Origin of the sequence: Sphingomonas sp. YR710, from assembly GCF_900101455.1 — a bacterium.
Taxonomy (GTDB): Bacteria; Pseudomonadota; Alphaproteobacteria; order Sphingomonadales; family Sphingomonadaceae; genus Rhizorhabdus.
On record NZ_FMZJ01000020.1, the window covers coordinates 14,371 to 38,115 of the forward strand.

General features: G+C 63.7%; 23 protein-coding genes. 8 read left to right on the plus strand and 15 right to left on the minus strand.

The window, feature by feature from the left end; translation table 11 throughout:
- The first annotated feature begins 47 nt into the window (after positions 1-47).
- A complete protein-coding gene (locus BLS13_RS18225; RefSeq protein ID WP_093454271.1) occupies positions 48-647 on the plus strand; it encodes a c-type cytochrome in 600 nt (199 codons plus the stop codon).
- A gap of 788 nt (positions 648-1,435) precedes the next feature.
- Here the strand turns inward: BLS13_RS18225 and BLS13_RS18235 are convergent.
- The 4 genes from BLS13_RS18235 to BLS13_RS18250 all read right to left on the minus strand — a co-directional run bounded on the left by BLS13_RS18235 (position 1,436) and on the right by BLS13_RS18250 (position 5,473).
- Positions 1,436-2,338, minus strand: a complete 903-nt coding sequence (locus tag BLS13_RS18235) for an LOG family protein (RefSeq protein WP_093454274.1) — start codon at positions 2,336-2,338, stop codon at positions 1,436-1,438.
- Positions 2,339-2,402: 64 nt separating this feature from the next.
- The gene (locus BLS13_RS18240) at positions 2,403-3,053 is read right to left on the minus strand and encodes an extensin-like domain-containing protein (RefSeq protein WP_093454275.1); all 651 of its coding nucleotides are present in this window, start codon (positions 3,051-3,053) and stop codon (positions 2,403-2,405) included.
- Between the two features lie 98 nt (positions 3,054-3,151).
- A complete protein-coding gene (locus BLS13_RS20475; protein WP_176943672.1) occupies positions 3,152-4,051 on the minus strand; it encodes a PRC-barrel domain-containing protein in 900 nt (299 codons plus the stop codon).
- A gap of 150 nt (positions 4,052-4,201) precedes the next feature.
- Entirely contained in the window at positions 4,202-5,473 is a 1,272-nt protein-coding gene (locus BLS13_RS18250; protein ID WP_256325962.1) for a S8 family serine peptidase, read from the minus strand.
- Positions 5,474-5,604: 131 nt separating this feature from the next.
- On the opposite strand from BLS13_RS18250, the gene BLS13_RS18255 reads away from it, so the two are divergent.
- The 4 genes from BLS13_RS18255 to serA all read left to right on the plus strand — a co-directional run bounded on the left by BLS13_RS18255 (position 5,605) and on the right by serA (position 9,813).
- Positions 5,605-6,096, plus strand: coding sequence for an RNA polymerase sigma factor (locus BLS13_RS18255; protein ID WP_093454278.1), 492 nt, complete (start codon positions 5,605-5,607; stop codon positions 6,094-6,096).
- Positions 6,093-6,803 carry an anti-sigma factor family protein gene (locus BLS13_RS18260; RefSeq protein WP_093454280.1) on the plus strand — a complete coding sequence of 237 codons (711 nt, stop codon included), beginning with the start codon at positions 6,093-6,095 and terminating at the stop codon, positions 6,801-6,803. Before BLS13_RS18255 ends, BLS13_RS18260 begins: the two co-directional genes overlap by 4 nt.
- Before the next feature lie 139 nt (positions 6,804-6,942).
- Positions 6,943-8,097, plus strand: coding sequence for a phosphoserine transaminase (locus tag BLS13_RS18265; protein ID WP_093454281.1), 1,155 nt, complete (start codon positions 6,943-6,945; stop codon positions 8,095-8,097).
- 138 nt (positions 8,098-8,235) lie between these two features.
- Entirely contained in the window at positions 8,236-9,813 is a 1,578-nt protein-coding gene (serA, locus tag BLS13_RS18270; protein WP_093454283.1) for a phosphoglycerate dehydrogenase, read from the plus strand.
- A 54-nt stretch (positions 9,814-9,867) separates the two neighbouring features.
- On the opposite strand, the gene BLS13_RS18275 is transcribed toward serA, so the two are convergent.
- Positions 9,868-10,185 carry a GIY-YIG nuclease family protein gene (locus BLS13_RS18275; RefSeq protein WP_256325963.1) on the minus strand — a complete coding sequence of 106 codons (318 nt, stop codon included), beginning with the start codon at positions 10,183-10,185 and terminating at the stop codon, positions 9,868-9,870.
- Between the two features lie 96 nt (positions 10,186-10,281).
- Here BLS13_RS18275 and BLS13_RS18280 point away from each other — a divergent pair, with 96 nt between their 5' ends.
- Both BLS13_RS18280 and BLS13_RS18285 read left to right on the plus strand, forming a co-directional pair.
- Positions 10,282-11,397, plus strand: coding sequence for an ATP phosphoribosyltransferase regulatory subunit (locus BLS13_RS18280; RefSeq protein ID WP_093454286.1), 1,116 nt, complete (start codon positions 10,282-10,284; stop codon positions 11,395-11,397).
- Positions 11,398-11,411: 14 nt separating this feature from the next.
- Entirely contained in the window at positions 11,412-12,701 is a 1,290-nt protein-coding gene (locus BLS13_RS18285) for an adenylosuccinate synthase (RefSeq protein ID WP_093454287.1), read from the plus strand.
- A 6-nt stretch (positions 12,702-12,707) separates the two neighbouring features.
- Here BLS13_RS18285 and BLS13_RS18290 read toward each other — a convergent pair whose 3' ends face one another.
- From BLS13_RS18290 to BLS13_RS18320, 7 genes are all read right to left on the minus strand, one after another.
- Entirely contained in the window at positions 12,708-12,968 is a 261-nt protein-coding gene (locus tag BLS13_RS18290; RefSeq protein WP_093454289.1) for a hypothetical protein, read from the minus strand.
- A 75-nt stretch (positions 12,969-13,043) separates the two neighbouring features.
- Complete coding sequence (locus tag BLS13_RS18295; RefSeq protein ID WP_256325964.1) at positions 13,044-13,316, minus strand: acylphosphatase; 273 nt, start codon at positions 13,314-13,316, stop codon at positions 13,044-13,046.
- A 9-nt stretch (positions 13,317-13,325) separates the two neighbouring features.
- Complete coding sequence (gene aroC, locus BLS13_RS18300; RefSeq protein ID WP_093454292.1) at positions 13,326-14,396, minus strand: chorismate synthase; 1,071 nt, start codon at positions 14,394-14,396, stop codon at positions 13,326-13,328.
- Between the two features lie 7 nt (positions 14,397-14,403).
- The gene (locus BLS13_RS18305) at positions 14,404-14,646 is read right to left on the minus strand and encodes a hypothetical protein (RefSeq protein ID WP_093454293.1); all 243 of its coding nucleotides are present in this window, start codon (positions 14,644-14,646) and stop codon (positions 14,404-14,406) included.
- Complete coding sequence (fabI, locus tag BLS13_RS18310) at positions 14,646-15,449, minus strand: enoyl-ACP reductase FabI (protein ID WP_093454295.1); 804 nt, start codon at positions 15,447-15,449, stop codon at positions 14,646-14,648. Before fabI ends, BLS13_RS18305 begins: the two co-directional genes overlap by 1 nt.
- 10 nt (positions 15,450-15,459) lie before the next feature.
- Positions 15,460-16,380, minus strand: coding sequence for a YihY/virulence factor BrkB family protein (locus BLS13_RS18315; protein WP_093454296.1), 921 nt, complete (start codon positions 16,378-16,380; stop codon positions 15,460-15,462).
- 205 nt (positions 16,381-16,585) lie between these two features.
- Positions 16,586-17,542 carry a DnaJ C-terminal domain-containing protein gene (locus tag BLS13_RS18320; RefSeq protein WP_093454298.1) on the minus strand — a complete coding sequence of 319 codons (957 nt, stop codon included), beginning with the start codon at positions 17,540-17,542 and terminating at the stop codon, positions 16,586-16,588.
- Between the two features lie 176 nt (positions 17,543-17,718).
- On the opposite strand from BLS13_RS18320, the gene BLS13_RS18325 reads away from it, so the two are divergent.
- Complete coding sequence (locus tag BLS13_RS18325) at positions 17,719-18,798, plus strand: zinc-binding metallopeptidase family protein (protein WP_093454299.1); 1,080 nt, start codon at positions 17,719-17,721, stop codon at positions 18,796-18,798.
- Here the strand turns inward: BLS13_RS18325 and BLS13_RS18330 are convergent, their stop codons facing one another.
- The 3 genes from BLS13_RS18330 to BLS13_RS18340 all read right to left on the minus strand — a co-directional run bounded on the left by BLS13_RS18330 (position 18,799) and on the right by BLS13_RS18340 (position 23,739).
- A complete protein-coding gene (locus BLS13_RS18330; protein ID WP_093454301.1) occupies positions 18,799-20,187 on the minus strand; it encodes a methyl-accepting chemotaxis protein in 1,389 nt (462 codons plus the stop codon). It lies immediately after the preceding gene.
- Between the two features lie 117 nt (positions 20,188-20,304).
- Positions 20,305-21,186: a transglutaminase family protein gene (locus BLS13_RS18335; protein ID WP_093454302.1), complete on the minus strand. Its 882-nt coding sequence runs from the start codon at positions 21,184-21,186 to the stop codon at positions 20,305-20,307.
- 12 nt (positions 21,187-21,198) lie between these two features.
- The gene (locus BLS13_RS18340; RefSeq protein WP_093454304.1) at positions 21,199-23,739 is read right to left on the minus strand and encodes a circularly permuted type 2 ATP-grasp protein; all 2,541 of its coding nucleotides are present in this window, start codon (positions 23,737-23,739) and stop codon (positions 21,199-21,201) included.
- Between the last annotated feature and the right edge of the window lie 6 nt (positions 23,740-23,745).

Genomic DNA, 23,745 nt, shown 5'->3' on the forward strand with positions numbered 1-23,745 from the left:
GCTTTTCTGCGCGGTGGCGCGCGGCTGAATGGAGTTTCGAGGGGCACATGGACGATCGCGCAAACACGATTGCCGGCTGGGCGCTGGCAGGCGGCATCGCCGCACTTGGCCTTTCGATCCTGAGTGGGGAATATTTCAAAGCCGAGCGGCCCGAAAAAATGGGCTATACGGTTGAAGGCGTCGAGGACGACAGCGCGGCCGGTCCGGCTGCGGCGGAGAAACCGATCGCCTTCTATCTGGCGAGTGCCGATCCGGCCAAGGGCGCCGACGTGTTCAAGAAGTGCGGCGCCTGCCACAATGCCGATAAGGGCGGCCCGAACGCGCTCGGCCCGAATCTCTATGGCGTGCTGGGTGAAGGTGTCGGCCAGGGCGCCGGCGGCTTCGCTTTCTCCGACGCGCTCAAGGCGGTCGGCGGCAAGTGGGACTTCGACAAGCTCAACGCCTGGCTGACCAGCCCGAAGAAGTTCGCACCCGGCACCAAGATGACCTTCGCCGGCCTTTCCAAGCCCGAAGATCGCGCCAATGTGATCGCCTATCTCAACAAGCAGAGCGATTCACCGCAGCCGATGCCGGCGGCGCCCGCCGCGGATGCTGCTCCTGCGGCTCCGGCGGCTGGCAAGGACGCGGCTGAACCTGCAAAGAAGTAAGGCTTCGGCCTTCGGCGATATGAAAAACCCCGGCTGAGCCGGGGTTTTTTTGGCGTTTACGCGACGGCTTGCTTCTGGTGCGAAGCATCGGTTAGCGGATATCACGCCGTTTGGCAGGAAGGACCTGCGAGATTTTCAGAAATGGCCCATCCGAGAAATGGCAATAGCCGAGCACCATCATAGCACCGGGCCACTCAGTCGCGCAGGAAGCGTAGGTCCCGATTATCTTAAACGGCTTCGGCCTGCGAGGTGTCTTAATCAGGGTTCGCTCGTCCGCATAGATGCCAACCCTCCGGCCTGTTAAGCCGGCTGTCACGGTCGCCTTCCGGACATTTGCGTCCGCCGTGCTTACGAAGATGGCTCTGCCCGCCCAATAAGCGGTGATCGACACGCACTCGCCCTTAGCTATTCCATTCCCAAGTGCCGCGTCCATGAAAGCCACTGGCTTGGCATTGCTGGAGTTACACTTTGCAGGATCGCCCCATGCCCCTGTTATAATCTGGTCGCTCAGGTCTTCGCCTTTGCCAGAAGGCGTCTGCGCTGGAAGCGCAGTTCCTGAGCCCAACGCGATTCCTATGAGCAGAAGGCCAACGGTGTTGAGCATCATCAAACGCTATACCTAGTGCGGAACGTCCGCAATCGGTGCGCGAGAGCATCGCGTATTAGGCCAAAAACGGGGCGCAAACGAGCTTGGAGCCTTTGCTAAACGATGCCGCTGAACTCTACCTTGGGGTAGCGGGGGTGTTTGCAAGGTATATAAACGCTTTTTTTGCTCTTGCGCCTGATGGTCACGCCGCCTTTGGCGGCGGATCGCGGTGAAGGTGGACGCGATCGCGCGTCGCATAATAATGGTTGAGCTTGTCCCACGCCTCCTCCGCCGTCTCGACGAAGCGGAACAGGTTGAGGTCGTGCTGCGCGATCACGCCTTCCTCAACCAGCGCGTCGAAATTGACGACCCGTTCCCAGAATTCACGGCCGAACAGGAAGATCGGCAGCTGCGCCATCTTGCCGGTCTGCACGAGCGTCAGCAGCTCGAACAGCTCATCGAACGTGCCGAAGCCGCCGGGGAAGGCCGCGACCGCGCGGGCGCGCAGCAGGAAGTGCATCTTGCGCAGCGCGAAATAATGGAAGTGGAAGCTCAGATGCGGCGTCACAAAAGCATTGGGCGTCTGTTCGAACGGCAGCACGATGTTGAGCCCGATCGACTCCTGGCCGACGTCGGCGGCGCCCCGGTTCGCGGCTTCCATGATCGACGGCCCACCGCCCGAGCAGACGACGAACTGCCTTTTCCCATCCTGATCGAGGCCACACTGGCTGGAGATCCGCGCGAGCTTGCGAGCTTCGTCATAATAACGGCTCTTGACGAGCTGGCGCTCCGCGATCAGCCGCTGGCGATCGGTGCCGGCTGCCGCGACCAAGGCCTCCGCCTTCGTGCGCTCGGGAATCCGGGCCGATCCGTAGAAGACGAAGGTCGAGCCGATATTGGCCTCCTCCAGCATCAGTTCGGCCTTCATCAGCTCAAGCTGAAAGCGCACCGGACGCAGATCGTCGCGCAGAAGGAAATCGGTATCCTGAAAGGCCAGTTTATAACTGGCATCCACCGTTTGCGGTGTTGCGGTGGCCGTCTTGGCGACCGCGGCATCCTCCTTCGCGCGAGGAAACATACGCTTGGGAACTTTCCGGTCAGCCATAGCCGCTTCACTACCTCGAAACTGTTACCGCCGCGTGGACGCACGGCGCAAAAAAACGGTGATATTACTTGCAATATGGACCCATGCCCATGTCAAAGTGCAGGTGATCGGCGTGGAAGGCATTCGCATCGGGCCCAAGCACGACCGAGAAGCGCGCACATGCGGCGCTGTGCAGCGCCCGCAGGAAATTGCGAACCCGCTCGTCATCGCCATTCCACCCGTCCTTAACGGTGATCCGGCGGCCGTTGCGCAACACGAACGCACCGATATCGACCGCATTGGCGCGGCCATGCTCGGACAATTCGTTGCCGGCCTGACCATTTTTGGGCCGACAGGCGAACGTGCCGAAGCTTTCGATCTTCGTAACGTCAGTGCCCAGCCAGCGTGCGGCGGCGCTCCGAACGTCCTGCCGCACCCAGCGCGCGAACGGCACCGCCAGGCCGCATTTGAGCGCCCCCAAATTGGTGACAGGAATGCCGATCGCGACCAGCTTGACCGACGATGTCGCCGAGCAGCCGCCGGGGAATTGCCGATCGGGCAGCGACTCATAGCGCGAGCCTTCGGCACCCAGCGTCGCCAGACAGGCGCGCAACCGCTCGGGTGTTTCTGCCGGCGGCACATAATGCGGACGGGGGCGATGGGCGGTCTTCGACGGGCCGACGCAGCCCGCAAGCGCGATCGACGAAATCAGGACGGCGAGTGCGGCACGACGCATGGCGCCACCCTGATCGCTCGCGAATCCCCGGTCAACCGCGCACGAAAATATGCCCCGGCATGCGCCGAGGCATCTTCATCGCTTCGGCGGTGCGAACCTTAGCTCGCGACGGCGTTACCGCTGCCGCTCGCCTGGCCCTTCGCCTTGCCGCTCGCCTGGCCATTGGCCTGCTGTTTGGCGACCTTCTTGACGTCCGCCTTGCCCATGCCCGACACGAGCGCGTTGCCCGAACCCGAGAAATTGGCGGCCGGCAGGGTTGCGGTCGAATCGCCGACCTTCATCACCACCGACTGGACGGTGCCATTCGCAGTCGTGCGGACATCCTGCACCGTGCCGATCACCTTGCCGCGCGCATCCTGGACAGGCATGCCGGGCGACAGGCCGAAGCTGCCGGCGCCATTGGCCGCCGACGAGCCCGCCAGCGCCAGCGAGGTCAGGCCGCCCGAGCCGTTGGCGGCGGCGTTGCCAGCAAACGAGCCGCCGCCCGAAGCCGTGCCGGATGCGCCATTCACGGCACCGCCTGCAGCCGAACGCGCCGTTCCGGCCGTTCCGGCCACTGTCGAACGCGCTGCGGACGTGGTGCCCTGCACCGTCTGGCGCACCGTATCGGTGCCGACCAGCTGGGCGTTGGCGCTACCGCCAGCCGAACCCGAACCGCTCCCGGCCAGGCTGTTGCCGGCCGCACCGGCCGTCCCGGCGAGATTGCCGGCGGCGTTGCCGCTGGCCGAAGCCTTGCCGCTCTTGCGATCGACGTGATGCGAGGCCGAACCGGAGGCCGCGCCATTTAGCGAGCCGGTGGTCGATCCGATCGAGCTGCCGATATTGCCAGCCCCGCCCATCATCCCGCCCGCACCGCCGGTGATGCCGCCGAGGCCACCACCAATACCGCCGACGAGACCGCCACCCAGGCCGCCACCGCCGCCCAGAAGCTGCGCCGACGCCGGTGACAATGCGATCGCGAGCGCAATCACGGGCGTACCAAAGAGAAACTTTTTCATCGCTCTTATCCTTCCATGCTTACGGCGATCTTTCAGCCGCACATGGGGACAACGAGAGCGGTCAGGATTTCATCCCGATTGTGACGAAAAAATTTCGATAGACTTGGATTAACGAAACAAATGCCGAAAATCCGCCATTGTCGCACGACTTCATTGTGAAGCGATCGCGCAGGTGCCGCAGATGATGCCCCGGCCATAGAGACCGGCCCCGCCACCGCGCGACGGGCGAACCGCCTCTCCGGCGAGTGCCGCGACCGCGGCCGCGCGTGTCCGTCGCGCTTCGGGCGACAACATGGCCAAGCGGGCCGCCACGAACGGCGCGGCGAAGGATGTTCCGCGCACAGTGCCGAGACCGCCACCGGGGCGGGCCGCCATCAGATTCGCGCCGGGCGCGGCGAAATCGAGATGGGACGCGCGGCCGGCCTCGATCAGCGCCCTGCCCTTGCCATCCACCCCGGTCACCGCGATCACCTGGGGGTAAGAGGCCGGAAAGGCCGGCGGCGCGGCCGGGCCGTCATTGCCGACGGCGGCGACCATCAACACGCCCTTCGCAGCAGCAACCGAGACCGCGCGGGCGAGCAACGGATTGTCGGGGCCAGTCAGGCTGACATTGATCACCGCAACGCCGCTCTGGAGCAGCCAGCCCATCGCCTGCGCGATCGCCAGCGCATTGCCGCCACGCGGATCCCTTCCGTAAATGTCGGCCGCATAGAGGCTCGCGCCGGGCGCTACGCCGTGCATCGCACCATGGCCGATCATGATCGACGCAATCGCGGTCGCATGAGCGCTCGCAAAAGGCGCACCTTTGGTGAATCCGCGTTGCGCGACCGGCGGCAGGGTCGGGTGCGGGGCGACGCCCCCGTCGATCAGCCCGATCGCCACCGCTCGACCTTCGCCGGCGGCGGCGCCCGCTTCGACCGTCGCGCGGCTGACACTGCCGCTCGGTTCGTAAAGCGGGTTGGACTGGATGACGGCACCAGGGGCCAGCTTCGCCAACCTGCGCTCGGCCGTCCGCAGCGACATGGAGGCGGGCACCCGCAGACGTACCGTTCGGATATCGAGGCCGTCTAGTCGCACATCGTCGATGATAGCAAAGCCCTCGGACGTCGCCGAAGCGATCGCCTTCGGATCAGGCTCGAGCAGGATCAGCTCGCCGCGCACCGCCACATTGCCGCGACTGTCAAATTCCAGATCGGCGGGATACCGGCGAACCAGATCGACAATCCGCGACAGCCGATCCTGCGCGAGACCTGCCACCGCGCCGACGGCCTGCTCCGTAATGCCACCAACGACACCACCGACATCGCGGCGGAGTTGATCGACCTGGCCCACCACCCCGCCAACCTGTGGCAGCAACTGCGCCGATGCCGCCGCCGCCAGCATCGCCGCCGCCATTGCCAATGCTGATCGCAAGCGCCGCATTCTTCTCCTGTCCTTTGCCATAGCTTGGCGATCAACAATTTTCGTGTCGATCGCTTCATGTGGGATTAAACGAGCAAGGGCATTCGTTTCATCCCTGTCGGCAGAGGATCGCGTGACGTGAAAGGCGAAGATTGAGCCCGTTCGAACGCGATCTGCTGGACCTGTTGCCGCGCCTGCGCCGTTTTGCCCGGTCGCTGGCGCGCGATGCGACCGATGCCGACGATCTGTGCCAGATGGCGCTTGAACGCGCGCTGAAGGCAGAAGGACAATGGCAGCCCGGGACAAGACTGGATTCGTGGATGTACAGGATCATGCGCAATTGCTGGATCGACGAAAGCCGCGCCCGGAAGCGACGCTCCGAAACCTTCGTCGCCGAGGAAGCCGGCGCGACTGTCGGCGATGATGATGCGCGACGGATCGAAGCGCGGGTCGACCTCGGAAATGTCGACAAGGCGATGGCGGCGCTTCCCGACGAACAGCGCGAAGTGATCGCACTGATCCTGGTCGAGGGGCTCGCCTATAAGGAAGCAGCGGAGGTGCTGGACCTGCCGATGGGTACCGTCACCTCACGGTTGGCGCGCGGGCGGCAGGCGCTGATGACGATGCTGGGAGAGGCGGCATGAACGAGCAGGCAACCGAAGAGCGGATCATCGCTTATGTCGATGGCGAACTCGGGCCGATCGAGGCCTTGCGGTTCGAACGGGCGATGGAGGAGGATCCCGGCCTCGCCGAGCAGGTGGCGAAGCACCGCGCCTTGCGCGCGCGGATCGCCGAACATTTCGCCCCGGTGGTGCATGAACCACTGCCCGAGCGGCTGACAGACATGCTCGATCGCCGCCCGAACGTCATCGTCTTTCCCGCGCGCAAGCCGGCGACCCGCCTACCCGCTTATCGGCGCTGGGGCGCGATCGCGGCGACGCTCGCCGTCGGCGTGATCGCCGGCCAGCTGATTCCGCGTGCCGGCGGCCCCGCCGTCACCGAGCGCGACGGCGCCATCGTCGCGCAGGCCGGCCTTGCCCATGCGCTCGATACGCAACTGGCGTCGGCGGGGCCCGGCAGCGGATATGTGATGGGTGTCAGTTTCCGGGAGAAATCCGGTAATTATTGCCGCACATTTGCCGACGAGAAGGCCACCGGCATCGGATGCCGCCAGAATGATCGCTGGCAGCTTCGGCTGTTGATCGCCGACGAATCGCGCGGCGCCAAAACCGACTATCGACAGGCCGGATCGGCAAATCCCGCGATCCTGCAGGTCGTCCAGGACATGGCGGCCGGCGCTCCGCTTGATGCCGCCCAAGAAAAAGATGCGCGCGATCGGGGCTGGAAATAGGCGTTTCGATGCGTTTGTGAGCGTCAGGCCAGCCCCATCACCGGCCCGCCCGCATTGACACGAGCCCGCACATCTTTATGAGCGCCGGCGGGCCACGCCGTCCCAACGCGGCGCGTGCTCTCTGTGAGGAGAGTCTTAAATGACTGAATTTGAACGCCCGGCCTCCAAGCCGGTACGACCCCATTTCTCTTCCGGCCCCTGTGCGAAACCGCCCGGCTGGTCCCCCGAAAAGCTCGCCACCGGTTCGCTCGGACGCTCGCACCGTTCGAAGCTGGGCAAGGCGCGGATCGTCCATGCGGTCGATCTCACCCGCGACATCTTGGGTATTCCCGCGACGCACCGCATCGGCATCGTGCCTGGTTCGGATACCGGCGCGGTGGAGATGGCGTTGTGGAGCCTGCTGGGCGCCCGCAAGGCGACGATGGTCGCGTGGGAGAGCTTCGGCGAAGGCTGGGTCACCGACGTGGTCAAGCAGCTCAAGATCGACGCCGACGTGGTCAAGGCGCCATATGGCGCGCTTCCCGATCTGGCCGCGCTCGATCAGTCGACCGATATCGTCTTCACTTGGAACGGCACCACCTCCGGCGTGCGCGTGCCGAATGGCGACTGGATCCGCGACGACCGCGAGGGCCTGACGATCGCCGATGCCACCTCGGCCTGCTTCGCGCAGGACATTCCGTGGGACAAGCTCGATGTCGTCACCTTCTCCTGGCAGAAGGTGCTGGGCAGCGAAGGCGCGCACGGCATGCTCGTGCTCGGGCCGCGCGCGGTCGAACGGCTCGAAAGCTACAGCCCAGCCTGGCCGCTGCCGAAGATCTTCCGCATGACGAAGGGCGGCAAGCTGATCGAAGGCATCTTCAAGGGCGAAACGATCAACACGCCGTCGCTGCTGGCGATCGAGGACTATATCTATTCGCTCGAATGGGCGAAGTCGCTCGGCGGGCTCAAGGCGCTGGTTGCACGGGCCGATGCCAATGCCGCGGCGGTCGATGCGTGGGTGCAGAAGACGCCGTGGATCGACCATCTCGCAGCCGATCCGGCCTCGCGCTCGAACACCTCGGTGTGCCTGAAATTCGCGGCCGAGGCGGTCCATGGTCTCGATGAGGAAGCGCAGCTCGCGCTCGTCAAGAAGATCGCCGGGCTGCTCGAGGTCGAGGATGCGGCTTACGATGTTGCCGGTTATCGCGATGCGCCCCCGGGTCTGCGGATCTGGTGCGGCGGCACCGTCGAGACCGCCGATATCGAGGCGCTCGGACCGTGGCTCGACTGGGCCTGGTCGCAGGCGCGCGCTTAACCGCCTTTTTTCCAAATTCGACGCCATTCCCGCGAAGGCGGGAACCCATAGCCTCCGAACCGCAAGAGACGCGAGCCTTTGAGGATATGGGTCCCCGCCTTCGCGGGGGTGACGGAATAAATTTCAAGGAATCTCCTTATGCCTAAAGTCCTCATTTCCGATCAGATGGATCCGCTCGCCGCCCAGATCTTCCGCCAGCGCGGGATTCAGGTCGACGAGATCACCGGCAAGACCAAGGAAGAGCTGATCGCGATCATCAGCGATTATGACGGCCTTGCGATCCGCTCCGCGACCAAGGTCACCAAGGACGTGCTCGCCGCCGCGACCAACCTCAAGGTGGTCGGCCGCGCCGGCATCGGCGTCGACAATGTCGATATCCCGGCCGCCAGCGCCAAGGGCGTGGTGGTGATGAACACCCCGTTCGGCAATTCGATCACGACTGCCGAACATGCCATTGCCCTGATGTTCGCCCTCGCCCGCGACCTGCCCGAAGCCGACCGCTCGACCCAGGCCGGCAAGTGGGAGAAGAACCGCTTCATGGGCGTCGAGGTCACCAGCAAGACTTTGGGCCTGATCGGCGCGGGCAATATCGGCTCGATCGTCGCCGATCGCGCCTTGGGCCTGAAGATGAAGGTCGTGGCTTACGATCCGTTCCTGACCCCGGAACGCGCCGTCGAGATGGGTGTCGAGAAGGTGACGCTCGACGAACTGCTGGCGCGCGCCGACTTCATCACGCTTCATACACCGCTGACCGACAGCACGCGCAATATCCTGTCGGCCGAAAATATTGCCAAGTGCAAGAAGGGCGTGCGCATCATCAACTGCGCGCGCGGCGGGCTGGTCGATGAGGCGGCGCTGAAGGCAGCACTCGATTCGGGCCATGTCGCGGGCGCCGCGCTCGACGTGTTCGTCACCGAACCGGCCAAGGAATCGCCATTATTCGGTACCCCGAACTTCATCTCCACGCCGCACCTCGGCGCGTCGACCAACGAAGCGCAGGTCAATGTCGCCATCCAGGTCGCCGAACAGATGTCTGATTTCCTGCTGAGCGGCGGCGTCACCAACGCGCTCAACATGCCGTCCTTGTCGGCCGAGGAAGCGCCGAAGCTGAAGCCCTACATGGCACTCGCCGAACGGCTCGGTGCTCTGGTCGGGCAGCTCGAAGGCGATGCGATCAAGGCGGTCGCGATCGAGGTCGAGGGCGCCGCCGCCGAGCTCAACCAGAAGCCTATCACAGGCGCCGTTCTCGCCGGGCTGATGGGCGTCTATTCGGACACGGTGAACATGGTCAATGCGCCGTTCCTCGCCAAGGAGCGCGGGCTCGATGTCCGCGAGGTGCGCCATGATCGCGAGGGCGATTACAGCACGCTGATACGCGTCACGGTGAAGACGGCAGCCGGTGACAAGTCGGTGGCCGGCACCCTGTTTGCCAATGCCGAACCCCGGCTCGTCGAGATCTTCGGCGTGAAGGTGGAGGCCGATCTGGCGGGAACGATGGTCTATATCGTCAATGTCGACGCCCCCGGCTTCATCGGCCGGCTGGGTTCGACTTTGGGCGAAGCCGGCGTCAACATCGGCACCTTCCATCTCGGCCGCCGTTCGGCGGGCGGTGAGGCCGTGGTGCTGCTGTCGGTCGACACATCGGTGGACGACGCGCTGAAGGCCAAGATCGCGCAGCTGCCCGGCGTGAAGGCGGCGAAGGCGCTGGCGTTCTGAGAATTCGGAACTTCACGTCGCCCCAGCGAAGGCTGGGGCCCATGTCTCTCCTGGCTAGGCGTTGATCTCGTTATAAAGATCGTGCCAGTCGGGATTGGCCTTCTCGATCAGGTTAAGCTTCCATGCTCGCTTCCAGGCCTTCATCGCCTTTTCACGAACAATGGCCTCGTCGATACGATCATGGCACTCAACATAGACAAGGCGCGTCAAGCCATGACGCCGGCAGAAATCGGAACCGGTTCCATTTTTGTGCTGAAAGACACGAGCTGCGATGTCGGCCGTGACACCGATATACAGCGTACCCGAAACGCCGTTCGACATGATGTAGACGTACCCACATTTCATATGGCCATCGTGCGTAAAAATAGACATGGGCACCAGCCTTCGCTGGTGCGACGGGTTCTAAAACGGAAACCCTAAACCCCAAAAGCTGGCACTCCCCGAAAACAACGCTATGAGCCTGTGCGCATGACCATAACTCCCGGCCTGCTCCCCGAAGGACTTCGCGATCGGCTGCCCCCGCAGGCGGAAGCCGGGTCGCGCCTGTTGCATCGGGTGATCGTGGCGATCGGGCGGCATGGCTATGCACGGGTAACGCCGCCGCTCGCCGAGTTCGAAGAAGGGCTCGTCGGCCGACTCAAGACATCGCGCGCGCAGGATCTGCTGCGGTTCGTCGATCCGGTATCGCAGCGCACCCTCGCGCTCCGGCCCGATATCACCGCGCAGGTCGGCCGCATCGCCGTCACCCGCATGGGGCATCGGCCGCGGCCGCTGCGGCTTGCTTATGGCGGGCCGGTGCTCAAGCTGCGCGCCACCCAGCTGCGGCCCGAGCGCGAACTGACCCAGGCGGGCGCCGAGCTCATCGGCACCGACAGCCTTGCGGCGGTGATCGAGATCCTGGCGGTCGCGATCGAGTCTCTGAAAGTTGCAGGCGTCACCGGCATCACCGTCGATCTGACCCTCCCCGATCTGGTCGAAACGCTGGCCGCGGGCGCGATGCCATTGCCGCCGGGACGGCTCGAAGCCGTTCGCGACATGCTCGATGCCAAGGATGCCGGCGGGCTCGCCAGCCTGGGCGCCGAGGCCTATCTCCCGTTCATCGCCGCCGCGGGGCCGGTTGCCCCCGCTCTGGAGCGGCTGCGCGCGATCGATGGCGCCAAGGCGCTCGACGCAAGGCTGGAATCCATCGAGAAGATCGCCGCCGCGATCGGCACCGATGTCGCGCTCACACTCGACCCCACCGAACGGCACGGCTTCGAATATCAGACATGGATCGGCTTTTCGCTGTTCGGCCACGGCCTCTCGGGCGAGATCGGCCGGGGCGGCAGTTACACGATCGTCCATCCCGACGGCCGCGAAGAGACGGCGGTCGGCTTTTCGATCTATATCGACCCGCTTGTTGACGTCGGGCTCGGCGTCGTCGACCGCAAGCATATCTTCTTGCCGCTCGGCACCGATCCCGCCGTCGCAGCGAAGCTGCGCGCCGACGACTGGACGACGATCGCCGCGCTTGCCGCCGATGACGATGCCTCGGCGCTCGGCTGTACTCATATCTTCCGCGGCGATCAGCCGCAGCCTCTTTGAACAACGGATAGACCATGGCCAATGTAACCGTGATCGGCGCCCAATGGGGCGATGAAGGCAAAGGCAAGATCGTCGACTGGCTCGCCGAGCGCGCTGATGTCGTCGTGCGCTTCCAGGGCGGCCACAATGCCGGCCACACCCTCGTCGTCGGCAACCAGACCTACAAACTCAGCCTGCTGCCTTCGGGCATCGTGCGAGGCACGCTCTCGGTGATCGGCAACGGCGTCGTGCTCGATCCGTGGCATTTCCGCGAGGAGGTCGCCAAGCTGGCCGGCCAGGGCGTGACAATTACCCCTGACAATCTGATGATCGCCGAGACCTGCCCGCTGATCCTCCCATTGCACCGCGACCTTGATGGCTTGCGCGAAGATGCCTCGGGATCGGGCAAGATCGGCACGACCCGCCGCGGCATCGGGCCGGCTTATGAAGACAAGGTCGGTCGTCGCGCGATCCGCGTCTGCGATCTCGCGCATCTCGACGATCTCGAGCTGCAACTCGATCGGATCTGCGCGCATCATGATGCCTTGCGCGCGGGGTTCGGCGAGCAGCCGATCGACCGCGACGAATTGAAAGCGCAACTCGCCGAGATAGCCGACTATATCCTGCCCTTTGCCAAGCCCGTGTGGCTGACGCTCAACGAAGCCCACAAGCGCGGCGATCGGATCCTGTTCGAAGGTGCGCAGGGCGTGCTGCTAGACATCGATCACGGCACCTATCCGTTCGTCACCTCGTCGAACACGATCGCGGGTACCGCGGCCGGAGGATCGGGGCTGGGGCCGGCAGCCGCCGGCTTCGTCCTCGGCATCGTCAAGGCTTATACGACTCGCGTCGGACAGGGCCCCTTCCCGTCGGAACTCACCGACGATATAGGCGAGAGGCTGGGCGTACGCGGACATGAGTTCGGGACGGTCACGGGCCGCAAGCGGCGTTGCGGCTGGTTCGATGCGGTGCTGGTGCGTCAATCGGCGGCCGTATCGGGCATCACCGGTATTGCGCTGACCAAACTCGACGTGCTCGACGGCTTCGACGAGCTGAAGATCTGCACCGCCTATGAACTGGACGGCAAGACATATGATTACCTGCCGCCGCATCCGCAGGATCAGGCGCGCGCGACGCCCGTCTATGAGACGATCGAAGGATGGAGCGAATCGACGGCAGGTGCGCGGAGCTGGGCCGATCTTCCGGCGCAGGCGATCAAATATATCCGGCGGGTCGAAGAGCTGATTCAGTGCCCGGTCGCGCTTGTTTCCACGAGCCCCGAGCGCGAAGATACCATCCTGGTCCGCGATCCATTCGCGAATTAGGGTGGATTAGCTGCCCGGATGAGCGGGTTGGGCGGAAGCGGTCGTGTTGTCGACCAGCACGACCGTACGGCCTGCAACGCGAACGGTGCGCGGCTTGATATCGCCGATCAGATGTGGCCGCACCGTATGATCGGCGCTAACGCCATTCGCGGTGTTTACGTTGTACGCCTCGTCTCGATCGACACTCTGCAGATCCGCCGGCAGCATCTGCGCAAAAGCACCCGCTGGTGCGACGACTAGCAACACCGCTACGATTAACTTCTTCATCGTCGGGCTCCTCATTGATCGTCCCTTGTGTTGGTCCCTTATCAACGAGAATCGCCTCAAATAGTTGCGAGCCTTTTACGATGTTGGGTTAATGACGAAGTCATTCGTCAAATCGCCGGAATAGGGCTCGACCTCGACATGATCGACGCGCGCGCCCTGCGGCCCCTGATGGCACCGCGCGATCAGGTCGGTCACGTCCGCTTCCATCCCGGCCACAGCAATTTCGACCGAGCCATCCTGTCGATTGCGCACCCACCCGTCGAGGCCGATCGCCCGCGCCTGCTGCTGGGTCCAGCCGCGATACCAGACACCTTGCACCCGCCCCCGCACCACGATGCGCCGGGCCACACGCACGGTTCAGCCGATCTGCGCGCGATTTAGCAGCTTCTGATCCGCGAGCACGAGCGCCATCATCGCCTCAACCACCGGCGCGGCGCGCACACCGACGCACGGGTCATGACGCCCCTTCGTCCGGATATCGGTAGCCGCGCCATCGCGCCCGATCGTCTCCACCGGCGTCAATATCGACGAGGTCGGCTTCAGCGCCACGCGGACGATCACCGGTTGGCCCGTCGCGATGCCGCCCGCGATTCCGCCGGCATGGTTGGCGAGAAACACCGGTTTTCCGTCGTTGCCCGGCCGCATCGGATCGGCGTTGGTCTCGCCGGTCAGCCGCGCTGCAGCAAAGCCGTCGCCGATCTCAACCCCCTTAACGGCGTTGATGCTCATCATCCCCGAGGCCAGTTCGCTGTCGAGCTTGGCATAAAGCGGAGCACCCCAACCGGCCGGCACGCCTTCGGCAACACACTCGACCACGGCGCCCACCGAAGAGCCGGCTTTGCGGGCCTGATCGATGATAGCCTCCCAGCGCAGGGCGGCGGCACGATCCGGGCAGAAGAACGGATTCTCGTCGATCGCACCATCATCATAGGCGGCTCGGTCGATCGCATCACCGCCAACCTCGACGAGATAGGCGCGGATTCGCACTTCGGGGATAACGAGCCGCGCGACAGCGCCTGCAGCGACACGCGACGCCGTTTCACGTGCGGATGATCGACCGCCACCACGATAGTCGCGAAAGCCATATTTTGCATCATAGGCATAATCGGCATGGCCTGGCCGATAGGCGTTCGCGACGTCCGAATAATCCTTCGACCTCTGATCGACGTTTTCGATCATCAGCGAGATCGGTGTCCCGGTCGTCTGGCCGTCGAACACGCCTGACAGGATGCGGACCTGATCGGGCTCCTGTCGCTGGGTTGTGAAGCGCGATGTTCCCGGGCGCCTTTTGTCGAGCCACGGCTGAACGTCCGCCTCGCTGAGCGCAAGCCCGGGCGGGCAACCGTCGACTATCGCGCCGATCGCCGGGCCATGGCTTTCACCCCATGTGGAAAAGCGAAACACGTGCCCGAAACTGTTGAAACTCATGACACCATCACCGCAGCGACAGTCGGCGTAACACGAAATTCACCGAATAGCCGATCGCCACCGCACCGGCGAACCATTTGAAGCTATGCTCGACACCCCAGAGGTAGAATCCGATGATGAACGAGAAAGCAAACAGGCCGAAACCCAGTATGAGCCCAACCAGGCCCAGACCGGCTCCGGCGGCGTGAAGCTTTTTGCCGGACGCCGAAATTTCCGGGCTTGGCGCCGCAATGTCATCCTGTGGTTCCATCAGGCTAACGCAATGTCCGGAGCATCTTCCGCCTTCATTCCGATCACATTGTAGCCAGCGTCGACATGGTGGATTTCCCCGGTAACGCCCGACGAAAGGTTCGACAGAAGATAGACACCGGCACCGCCGACATCTTCGATCGTCACGTTGCGGCGAAGCGGCGAATTGAGCTGATTCCATTTCAGGATATAATTGAAATCGCCGATGCCGCGCGCGGCAAGCGTCTGGATCGGCCCGGCCGAAATCGCGTTGACCCGAATATTTTCGGGACCAAGGTCCATCGCCAGATATTTGACGCTGGCTTCCAGCGCCGCCTTGGCGACACCCATCACGTTATAATGCGGCACGACCTTTTCCGCGCCATAATAGCTGAGCGTCAGGACCGATCCCCCTTCGGGCATCATCGCGCGCGCGCGCTTCGTCACGGCGACCATGCTATAGGCCGAGATGTTCATCGTCAGCAGGAAATTTTCCAAGCTGGTATCGACGAACAGCCCGCGCAATTCGTTCTTGTCCGAAAAGCCGATGGCATGAACCAGAAAATCGATCGTCGGCCAGCGCGCGGCCAGGGCCGTGAATGTCGTGTCGAGCGCAGCCATATCGCCGACGTCGCACTCCATCAGAAAATCGGATCCGAGTTCGGTCGCCAGCGGTTCGACCCGCTTGCGCTGGGCCTCTCCCTGGTAACTGAACGCCAGTTCCGCTCCATGCGCATGCAACGCCTTGGCGATCCCCCACGCCAATGAGCGATCATTGGCCAGGCCCATGATCAGCCCCCGCTTTCCTTCCATCAAGCCGGCCACGAAACCTCCCTCATGTCTGCGCCGCGGCACTCCTTACAGAAGGTTCGGGGTCTTCGGCTAGAGCCGCATTGAGATGCGCACCGAAAACAAGACCAAGGCCGATCAGCCAGAAAAAAAACAGGGTGACGATCACGCCCGCGAGGCTGCCATAAGTGCGCCCATATCCACCGAAAACCGCCACCGCCGGCGGCAAAGCCATTGTCACCGCGATCCACCAGCAAGCGGTGAACATGGCGCCCGGCCACTTCGGACAGGGCGCTATCCGGTATTTGAGCGGGGTTAACGTCACGAACATTGCGTAAAGCGCTCCGATCAGCATGGCCAGCGGCCCCAGACGCGACACGCTGATCACAGGCTGCAAATCTCGTGAGAAGGGTAAGATCCGCCAGACGAACTGTTCGACTGCGGTGAGCATGACCTGTGCGCTGAACGCCGCCATCGCCAGCACGACCGACCCGATGATGATCGCTATCGCACCAAGCCGATATTGCCAGAAGCTCAACGAGGGTTTTGTCCCATAGGCGCGGTGCAGGATATCGCGAATCGTCTCGACGAAGCTGGCGGTGGTCCACAGGCCGACCAGCGCCCCCAGCCACAGCAGGTTGCCATGCCGCCCCGCCAGCACATCATGGATCGGCTGCGCGACCAGCTCGGTGACCGACGGCGGCATCGTTCCCAGCATGCCCGCCAGAGCGTGCATGACGTCGGGCTGCCGCCCGAGCAACTGGGCAAGAGCCGCCATGACGATGAAGAACGGAAACATCGTCAGCAGGGCGAGATATGCGATATTGCCGGCGTGGATGAAGCCATCGGCATAGACACCCAACGCCGCACGCACGACGACGGTATAGATTCGGCCGCCGGGCCGCATCTGGTTGAGATGCTTTTCGAACGGGCGGAGGCGTCGGGCCTCGGGCGATACATCTTTCATACCGGCCCTAACGCGATTCGAGGCCGGATTGTTGCCCCGCGACGGAGCTTGCTCTGGGAGCTCGCTGGAGGGCGGCAGGAGGCTTGTACGCAGCAAGGAAATTTTGCTGTTCCGCACTCCAATTCAGCAAGCTTCCAGATGCGATCACGATGCCTTCAATCTAGCCCGGAAAGGCTCTCAGCTCCTGCGCACTGCGCGCCGACAGTCAAACGCCCAGATTCGCCCGTGGGTTGCGTGCGCCGACCGACTGCCACTTCTCGACAAATGCCTTGAGTTCGGCGTCGTCGGCGGGGACATCGATCATGACCATGACCAGCTGATCGCCGCGCGTCCCATCCTTGCGGTGGAAGCCCTTGCCCTTCAGCCGCAACGTCTTGCCAGAGGTTGTTCCCGCCGGGATCGTTAGCATTACCGCGCCATCCACCGTCGGGACTTTCACCCGTGCGCCATTCACTGCCTCATCGAGCCCGACCGGTAGATCGAGCCGAACATCATCCTCGTCGCGCTTGAAGAAGCGATGGGGCCGGACGTCAATCGTGATGATGGCGTCGCCGCGCCCACCCGGCCCTTCATCGCCCTGTCCGCCCAACCGCATCTGCGTCCCACTCTCAACGCCGTTGGGGAGTTTCACGTCGACGGTCTTGCCGCTGGACAAGGTGACCCGCTGGGGCTTCATCGCCGCGGCGTCTTCAAACGGCACGGCGAGCCGATAGGCCACGTCCGAGCCTTTAGGCGCTCGACCGCCGCCTTGGCCACCGAACCCGCCAAAGCCGCCCGGCCGCGCGCCGCCGCCACGGCTGCGGCCGAATATGCCTTCGAAAATGTCGCCGAAATCGGCGCCCTCGCCGCCGAATTCGAAGTTCGCCCCGCCGGGGCCCGCCCCCGGATGGAAGCCTCCGCCACCGCCGCCGCGCCCGCCAAAGCCGAACGGGCCGCGCGGATTGCCCTGATCATCGAGTTCACCGCGATCATATTGTGCGCGCTTGTCGCGATCGCTCAATAGGTCATAGGCCGCCGTCACTTCGGCGAAACGCTCGGTGGCCTTGGGGTTATCCTGATTGCGATCGGGATGAAGTTCCTTCGCGAGCTTGCGATAGGCCTTTTTGATCTCGGCCTCGTCCGCGCCGCGCTTGATCCCCAGTTTCGAATAAAGATCGGCCATGTTCGTCGTTTTCGTCCAGAAAGTGATCGCTGCCCACTGTTGCAAAGATGCAACAGATCAGATGTGTACGCCCCTCGCCTCGTGCAAGGGAGAAAATCGTTCATCATGGCGGCACTTGCCACGATCGGCAGCGTTCTTGCGAGCGATTTCCACACAGATGAGCGAGACATCCGATCATGGCGCCCTTCGAGTGCCCAAATTGCCGCCGGTTGAACCATTTCGAGGTGCGGGTCTGCCCCGCCTGCGCGTTCACTTTAGGCTATGATCCCGGTTTGGTCCAATTGCTGTTCCTCGGCGATGGCGCGACCACGTGGCGGGATGCGAACGGCAATCCCCATGAATTGAAAGTCTGCGCGAACAACGATGCCCATGAGATCTGCAACTGGCTGGTATCGATCCATGACGATACCCCGTTCTGCCGAGCCTGCCGCCACAATCGCACGATTCCGGATCTCACGGTCGCGACGGTGCCCGAGCGGTGGGCCATTATCGAAGCCGCCAAGCGCAGAATGTTCCACACGTTGATCCGACTGGGCCTGCCGCTCGAGACCAAGGCGGAAGAGCAACAACACATCCAGGGGCTGGCATTCGATTTCCTGTACGACCCTTCAGCTGAAACGGCCGGCCGAGCCAAGGTCCTCACCGGCCATGACGGCGGCGTGATCACCCTGAACCTGATCGAGGCAGACGATGTCGAACGCGAGCGGATAAGGCGTACCATGGGCGAACCCTATCGCACCGTGCTCGGCCATTTCCGGCACGAAGTGGGCCATCACTACTGGTCGCGCCTGATTGAAAACGACCCTGACGAACTGGAGGCCTGCCGTGCAATTTTTGGCGACGATTCGGTCGATTATGCACAGGCTCTCGCCAACCATTATGCCGGCAGCGGAACAGTTTGGACCAATGAATATGTCAGCGTCTATGCGACGTCGCATCCATGGGAAGATTTCGCCGAAACCTTCGCCCATTATCTGCACATGGTGGACACGCTCGCGACAATCGGCGGGTTCAGCATGCGCATGGCGCCGTTTCCGGGGCCGGAAAGCCATCCGGCCGCGGCGATCGCCTTCGATCCCTACACCGCCTCAACCGACCAGCTCGCCGCCCAGATGGTGCCCTTCTCGTTCGCGCTGAACACCATCAATCGCAGCATGGGCCAGCGCGATCTATATCCGTTTCATCTGTCCCCGGCGATCACAGCCAAGATCGATTATGTGAACGGTTTGATCGCCAAGGCCGCGGGCAGGCGCTGATCAGCGCGCCTTCCTCGGAAGCCGCCCCGACACGGCCGCCTGGAGCGCATGCACGGGATTGACCCCGGCGACGGCTCTTCCCGCGCTGCGTCCGCCATCGGCGAGGCGGAACCGTGCCACTTCACGCTGCAGATCGTCGGCTTCATCGGCGAGCGCCCGCGCCGCAGCAGTCGCTTCCTCCACCATCGCGGCATTTTGCTGGGTGAGGCGGTCGATGTCGACGACAACGGCGCTGACCTGACCAAGGCCCGACGCCTGCTCATCGGCCGCACGCGCGATAGACGCCACAAGTTCGCTGATCTCGTTGACCCGTCCGACGATACGCTTGAGCGATGCCCCGGTCTCGTCAACGAGTGCGACCCCGATGCCGACTTGTTCGGTGCTCGCCTGAATGCGCGTTTTGACGTTCTGGGCCGCCTCGGCCGACCGCAGCGCCAGCGCCCGGACCTCGTTGGCGACGACGGCAAAGCCCTTGCCCGCATCACCCGCCCTTGCAGCTTCGACACCGGCGTTGAGCGCCAGCAGATTGGTCTGGAAGGCAATGCCATCGATCAGGGTTACGATGTCGGAAATTTCGTTCGAGGAGCGTTCGATATCGCCCATCGCGGTCACTGTCTTCTGGACGACCTTGCCGCTGCTCTCCGCATCGGCCTTGGCGCTGCTGACAACGCTGTTTGCCTGCGCGGCGGCCTGCGCGGTCGACCGGACAGTGGCGGTGATTTGCTCCATCGCCGCGGCATTTTCCTGGACGCTCGATGCCTGCTGCTCGGTCCGGCGTGACAGTTCGGTTGAAGCCGCGCTGATCTGATCCGCACCGTTCTTGATGCCAACCGTGGAATTGGAGACCGCCATGATCGTATCCGCAACCGCGTCGAGCGCGGCGTTGAAATCAGTCTTGAGCTTCGCATACGGGCCCGTCATTTCGGCGGTAACCCGGGCGGTAAGATCCCTGCGGGCAAGCCCCTCGATCGCAGCGCCGAGGCTGTTGACGTTCAGGATCGCCTGCTGATCCTTGTCCGCTTCGGCAGATGCAAGTCGCCTGGCATTTTCCAGAAATGCCGCCATGGCCTGCGTCATACGACCGACACAGTCGGTATGATCGGTGTAGAGTATCTCACTATCGAGGTCGCCAGCCGCCAGACCTTCCATGCGCTCAACGGTCTCGACGAACGGGCTACAAATCAGCCGCCCGCTGACGAAGAGGATGACAATGGTGCCGACCGTCGCGAGACTTGCGGAAATGATAAGCGTCGTTCCTCCGACCGCCCCCGGCCAAAGCAGCGCGGCAAGTGTTGCCGCCAATCCGACGACCGACAACATGCTCAGAATGCCCAGCAGAACGTTGAACTTGGTGCGGATGGGCGCGGACTTTTCGAACCAGTGCAGCATATCAGGAGACTCTCCGAGCGGGATATCGAGAGGGCTGGAGCATCAGCGCCCACGACTCTTGATCCATGGCAGTTGAGAGCGTCACTAGGCCAAATTGGTTACCAAGCTCTTATCGCGTCAGCCCCCGATCGGTTCGACATCGACGGAGACATCGATTTTCTGACCGTCACGGCCCGTGAAAATGCCGTCGATCGGCGCGACATCGGAATAATCGCGCCCCATCGCGGTGATGATATGATCCGATCCCACCATACAGGCATTTGTTGGATCGAATCCCAGCCAGCCCCGTGCGGGCCCGCACCAGATAGCGACCCAGGCATGAGTAGCATCCGCGCCCACGAGTCGCTCTTTGCCGGGCGGCGGCACGGTCCGTAAATAGCCCGACACATAAGCGGCCGGCAGTCCGAAGCCGCGCAGGCCGGCAATCATGATCTGGGCAAAATCCTGGCACACGCCATGACGCTTCTCGAACGCTTCGGCCGGGGGTGTATCGGCCGTCGTCGCGCTGCCGTCATAAGCGAAGTCCTTGTAAATTCGCGTCGCCAGCGCGAGTCCGGCCTCGACGATACCACGCGATCCGTCCAAATCTTCGGCGCACCAAGCCGTGATCTCCGGAATCAACGGGATCGATGGCGAAGGATAGACATAATTGGCGGGGCTTTCGGCATCGATACTTGCCGTTGTCCGCGTGAGCGACGCCACCTCGGCGATGGTCAGATCATCAGGCTGCACCTTCGGCGTCTCGCGTTCGACCCTTATGCGAAAATGGCTCTCAATCGTGAGTTCGCGCGCCGGGCGATCCATCACCATGCGCGTCACATTGCCGAGATAGCCGATCGGCTTCGTCGCCGTCGTCCGCGCGAAAGGCATGATCGAAAGTTCATATTCCTCGAGCGTCTGCCCAGCCCATTCGACCGGCTTGAGCCGCAGGTTGCAGCGCGCGAACGCCACGGGATAGGTGTAGCGAAACCGCGACCGATGGCGAATATTGTACAGCATGGCGCCCGTCTATCAGGCCAGCGTCATGCCGGCCATGCGCAGCGTCTCGCTTCCTTGCAGGAAGAATCGGGTGCTGATCGCATTCGAAAGTTCCCCCAGCATGTTTTCGAGGCTCAGAACCGCGGCTGCGGTCAGCGTCTCGGCATTGGCGAGCCGGATGTCCGAAGCGATCTTGAACGAACTCAGCACATGCGCTTCGGATATACCGTCGTCGCGCAGCGAAGGCAGCGCATCGAGATGCGCGCGGATACGATCCATCTGGTAGGCGAGCGACCGCGGATTGAACGGATCAAGCGCGATCAGATCTCGCACGGGTTCGAGCGCGAGCCCGGTCAGGTAGCGCGCGCGATAACTGATCTGGCTGTCGTTGAGATCGAGCAAAGTCGTCAGATCGTCCGCCGAAGCGTCCTTGCGCGCGAAGCTGCGCAGCAGGCGGCACACCGTCTGCGCGCGTTCGATGCGGCGGCCCATATCGTGAAAGCGCCAGCCCGCCGTTCGTCCCATATTTTCCGCCGCCAGGCCCGCCAGCGCCGAAAAACGTTCCTGCAGCGCCACCGCGCGGGCCAGGGTCGCCTCGGCATCTTCCGAGACGGCCGGGGGCAAGGGCATGTCGATCAGTCGCCACACGTCTGCCGACAGGCGATCGCGGATACCGGCGGCGATCGCCCGCGCGCTGCGCATCATGCTGGTGACGCTGGCGGGGCCGTCGCCATCGAGGCCGGCCAAAGCCAGATCCCTCAGATCGTGAGTCTCGCCACCGGCTTCACCGACTTCGTCATCGTCGTCGTCCTCAACATCTGCGGGCGGCTCGACGCTCGCCGCGCCCGAGGAGATCAGCAGCGCCCCAAGCCGATCGAGCGTAAGCGGAAATAAAGCCGCCCCGCCATCGGCGACAATGCTGCCGCCCAGCGTCGCGCGGACCAGCCGCAAGGTCGATTCGCCGCGCTCGAGATAACGCCCTAGCCAATAGAGATTGTCGGCCGCCCGGCTGGGCAACGTGCCGGGGTTACGTCGGATCGGCACCTTCTGCGGCAGCAGCGACACGGGCTCGACCGGCCTGCGATTGACCACGCAGACGTCGGCCGAAAACGCGCCTTCGCCCATCACCGTCGCGCGCGAATCGGATTGATCACCGAGCCGCGCGAACCCGCCCGGCATCACCGTCCACGCGCCGCTGGCATCGCGCGCCGCGAATACGCGGATCGTGAACGGCCGCGGCACCAGCATGCCATCCTGCACCGACGGGGTGGTCGACAGATGGACGACCTCCTGCCCTACATAATCCTGCGGGCGCCGACGCATATCCGCCAGCAATGCAGTTCGTCCTGCGAGCGTCAGCGCAGATCCCATGATCGGCCGTCCGCCCGGCAGGCCAATCGGTGTTTCGCTGAATGCCGGCGCGATCAGCATTTCGTCGAGCCGCGCCTCGACCTCGGCGCGCGGCCGGTCCTGACCGCACCACCAGGTCGCGATATTGGGCATCCTGAGCGGTTCGCCGAGCAGGCGCCGCGACAGCATCGGAAAGAAGGCCGCCATCGCATTGGCTTCTACCACACCGGCGCCCGGCGCATTGGCGATCACCGCCTGCCCGGCGGCCATCACGTCCATCAAGCCAGGAACGCCAATGCCCGATCCGGCATCGAACGCCAGCGGATCGAGAAAGCGCGAATCGATGCGGCGCCACAAGGCGTCGACCCGCTTGAGTCCTTCGATCGTGCGCACGAACAAGCCGTCTTCACGGACCGCGAGGTCACTCCCCTCGACAAGCAGCAGGCCCAGATAGCGCGCGAGATGAGCCTGTTCGGGATAGCTCTGGTTATAGCGCCCCGGCGTCAGCAGCCCGATCCGCGGTTCCGCCCGGCGACACGCCGCCGACAGCCCCTCGCGGAACGAAGAAAAGAAGGGCGCTAGCCGTTCGACATGCAATTTGGTCTGGAGAGAGCCCATCACCCGGCTCGCGGCGAGCCGATTTTCAAGCGCGTACCCCGCCCCCACCGGCGCGCGAACATGGTCGTCGAGAATGCGCCACTCGCCATCGGGATCGCGGCCAAGATCGGCAGCATAGATGTGGAGGCGATGGCCACCCGGCGGCTTGATCCCGATCTGCGATCGCCAATAAGCGCGGCTCCCGGTTACCAACGCCGCCGGCAGGGCCCCACTCGCGACCAACCGTTGCTCCCCGAAAATGTCATCGAGCAGCCGTTCGAGCAGTTCGGCGCGCTGCGCGATCCCGACCGCGATTTCGCTCCATTCGTCCTCGCCGATCAGCACCGGCACCGCCGACAACGGCCAGGGCCGCTCCTGGCTCTCACCAGGAAGACGAAAGGCCGTGCCGAGTTCCTCGACCTGCCGGGCCATCCGCGCCTGCAGGATGTCCAGACGACCGTCAGTAAGCTGTCCAATCCCGTCGAACAGTCGGTGCCACCATCTGGCGCCACGGCCGACATCGCCCCTCAGCGTATCCGCCGCGCCAGCCGCCGCGATATAGGATTGCATCCAGCCTTCACCAAGGCTGGGCATTCCTGGCAGTTCCGCCATCAATTCCCCCGACATGGCGAT

Bases quoted from the DNA above. Each gene is read 5' to 3' on its own strand.
- BLS13_RS18225 (WP_093454271.1), top strand. From the start codon at position 48: ATGGACGATCGCGCAAACACGATTGCCGGCTGGGCGCTGGCAGGCGGC.
- BLS13_RS18235 (WP_093454274.1), bottom strand. From the start codon at position 2,338: ATGGCTGACCGGAAAGTTCCCAAGCGTATGTTTCCTCGCGCGAAGGAG.
- BLS13_RS18240 (WP_093454275.1), bottom strand. From the start codon at position 3,053: ATGCGTCGTGCCGCACTCGCCGTCCTGATTTCGTCGATCGCGCTTGCG.
- BLS13_RS20475 (WP_176943672.1), bottom strand. From the start codon at position 4,051: ATGAAAAAGTTTCTCTTTGGTACGCCCGTGATTGCGCTCGCGATCGCA.
- BLS13_RS18250 (WP_256325962.1), bottom strand. From the start codon at position 5,473: ATGCGGCGCTTGCGATCAGCATTGGCAATGGCGGCGGCGATGCTGGCG.
- BLS13_RS18260 (WP_093454280.1), top strand. From the start codon at position 6,093: ATGAACGAGCAGGCAACCGAAGAGCGGATCATCGCTTATGTCGATGGC.
- BLS13_RS18265 (WP_093454281.1), top strand. From the start codon at position 6,943: ATGACTGAATTTGAACGCCCGGCCTCCAAGCCGGTACGACCCCATTTC.
- serA (WP_093454283.1), top strand. From the start codon at position 8,236: ATGCCTAAAGTCCTCATTTCCGATCAGATGGATCCGCTCGCCGCCCAG.
- BLS13_RS18275 (WP_256325963.1), bottom strand. From the start codon at position 10,185: ATGTCTATTTTTACGCACGATGGCCATATGAAATGTGGGTACGTCTAC.
- BLS13_RS18280 (WP_093454286.1), top strand. From the start codon at position 10,282: ATGACCATAACTCCCGGCCTGCTCCCCGAAGGACTTCGCGATCGGCTG.
- BLS13_RS18285 (WP_093454287.1), top strand. From the start codon at position 11,412: ATGGCCAATGTAACCGTGATCGGCGCCCAATGGGGCGATGAAGGCAAA.
- BLS13_RS18290 (WP_093454289.1), bottom strand. From the start codon at position 12,968: ATGAAGAAGTTAATCGTAGCGGTGTTGCTAGTCGTCGCACCAGCGGGT.
- aroC (WP_093454292.1), bottom strand. From the start codon at position 14,396: ATGAGTTTCAACAGTTTCGGGCACGTGTTTCGCTTTTCCACATGGGGT.
- BLS13_RS18305 (WP_093454293.1), bottom strand. From the start codon at position 14,646: ATGGAACCACAGGATGACATTGCGGCGCCAAGCCCGGAAATTTCGGCG.
- BLS13_RS18315 (WP_093454296.1), bottom strand. From the start codon at position 16,380: ATGAAAGATGTATCGCCCGAGGCCCGACGCCTCCGCCCGTTCGAAAAG.
- BLS13_RS18320 (WP_093454298.1), bottom strand. From the start codon at position 17,542: ATGGCCGATCTTTATTCGAAACTGGGGATCAAGCGCGGCGCGGACGAG.
- BLS13_RS18325 (WP_093454299.1), top strand. From the start codon at position 17,719: ATGGCGCCCTTCGAGTGCCCAAATTGCCGCCGGTTGAACCATTTCGAG.
- BLS13_RS18330 (WP_093454301.1), bottom strand. From the start codon at position 20,187: ATGCTGCACTGGTTCGAAAAGTCCGCGCCCATCCGCACCAAGTTCAAC.
- BLS13_RS18335 (WP_093454302.1), bottom strand. From the start codon at position 21,186: ATGCTGTACAATATTCGCCATCGGTCGCGGTTTCGCTACACCTATCCC.
- BLS13_RS18340 (WP_093454304.1), bottom strand. From the start codon at position 23,739: ATGTCGGGGGAATTGATGGCGGAACTGCCAGGAATGCCCAGCCTTGGT.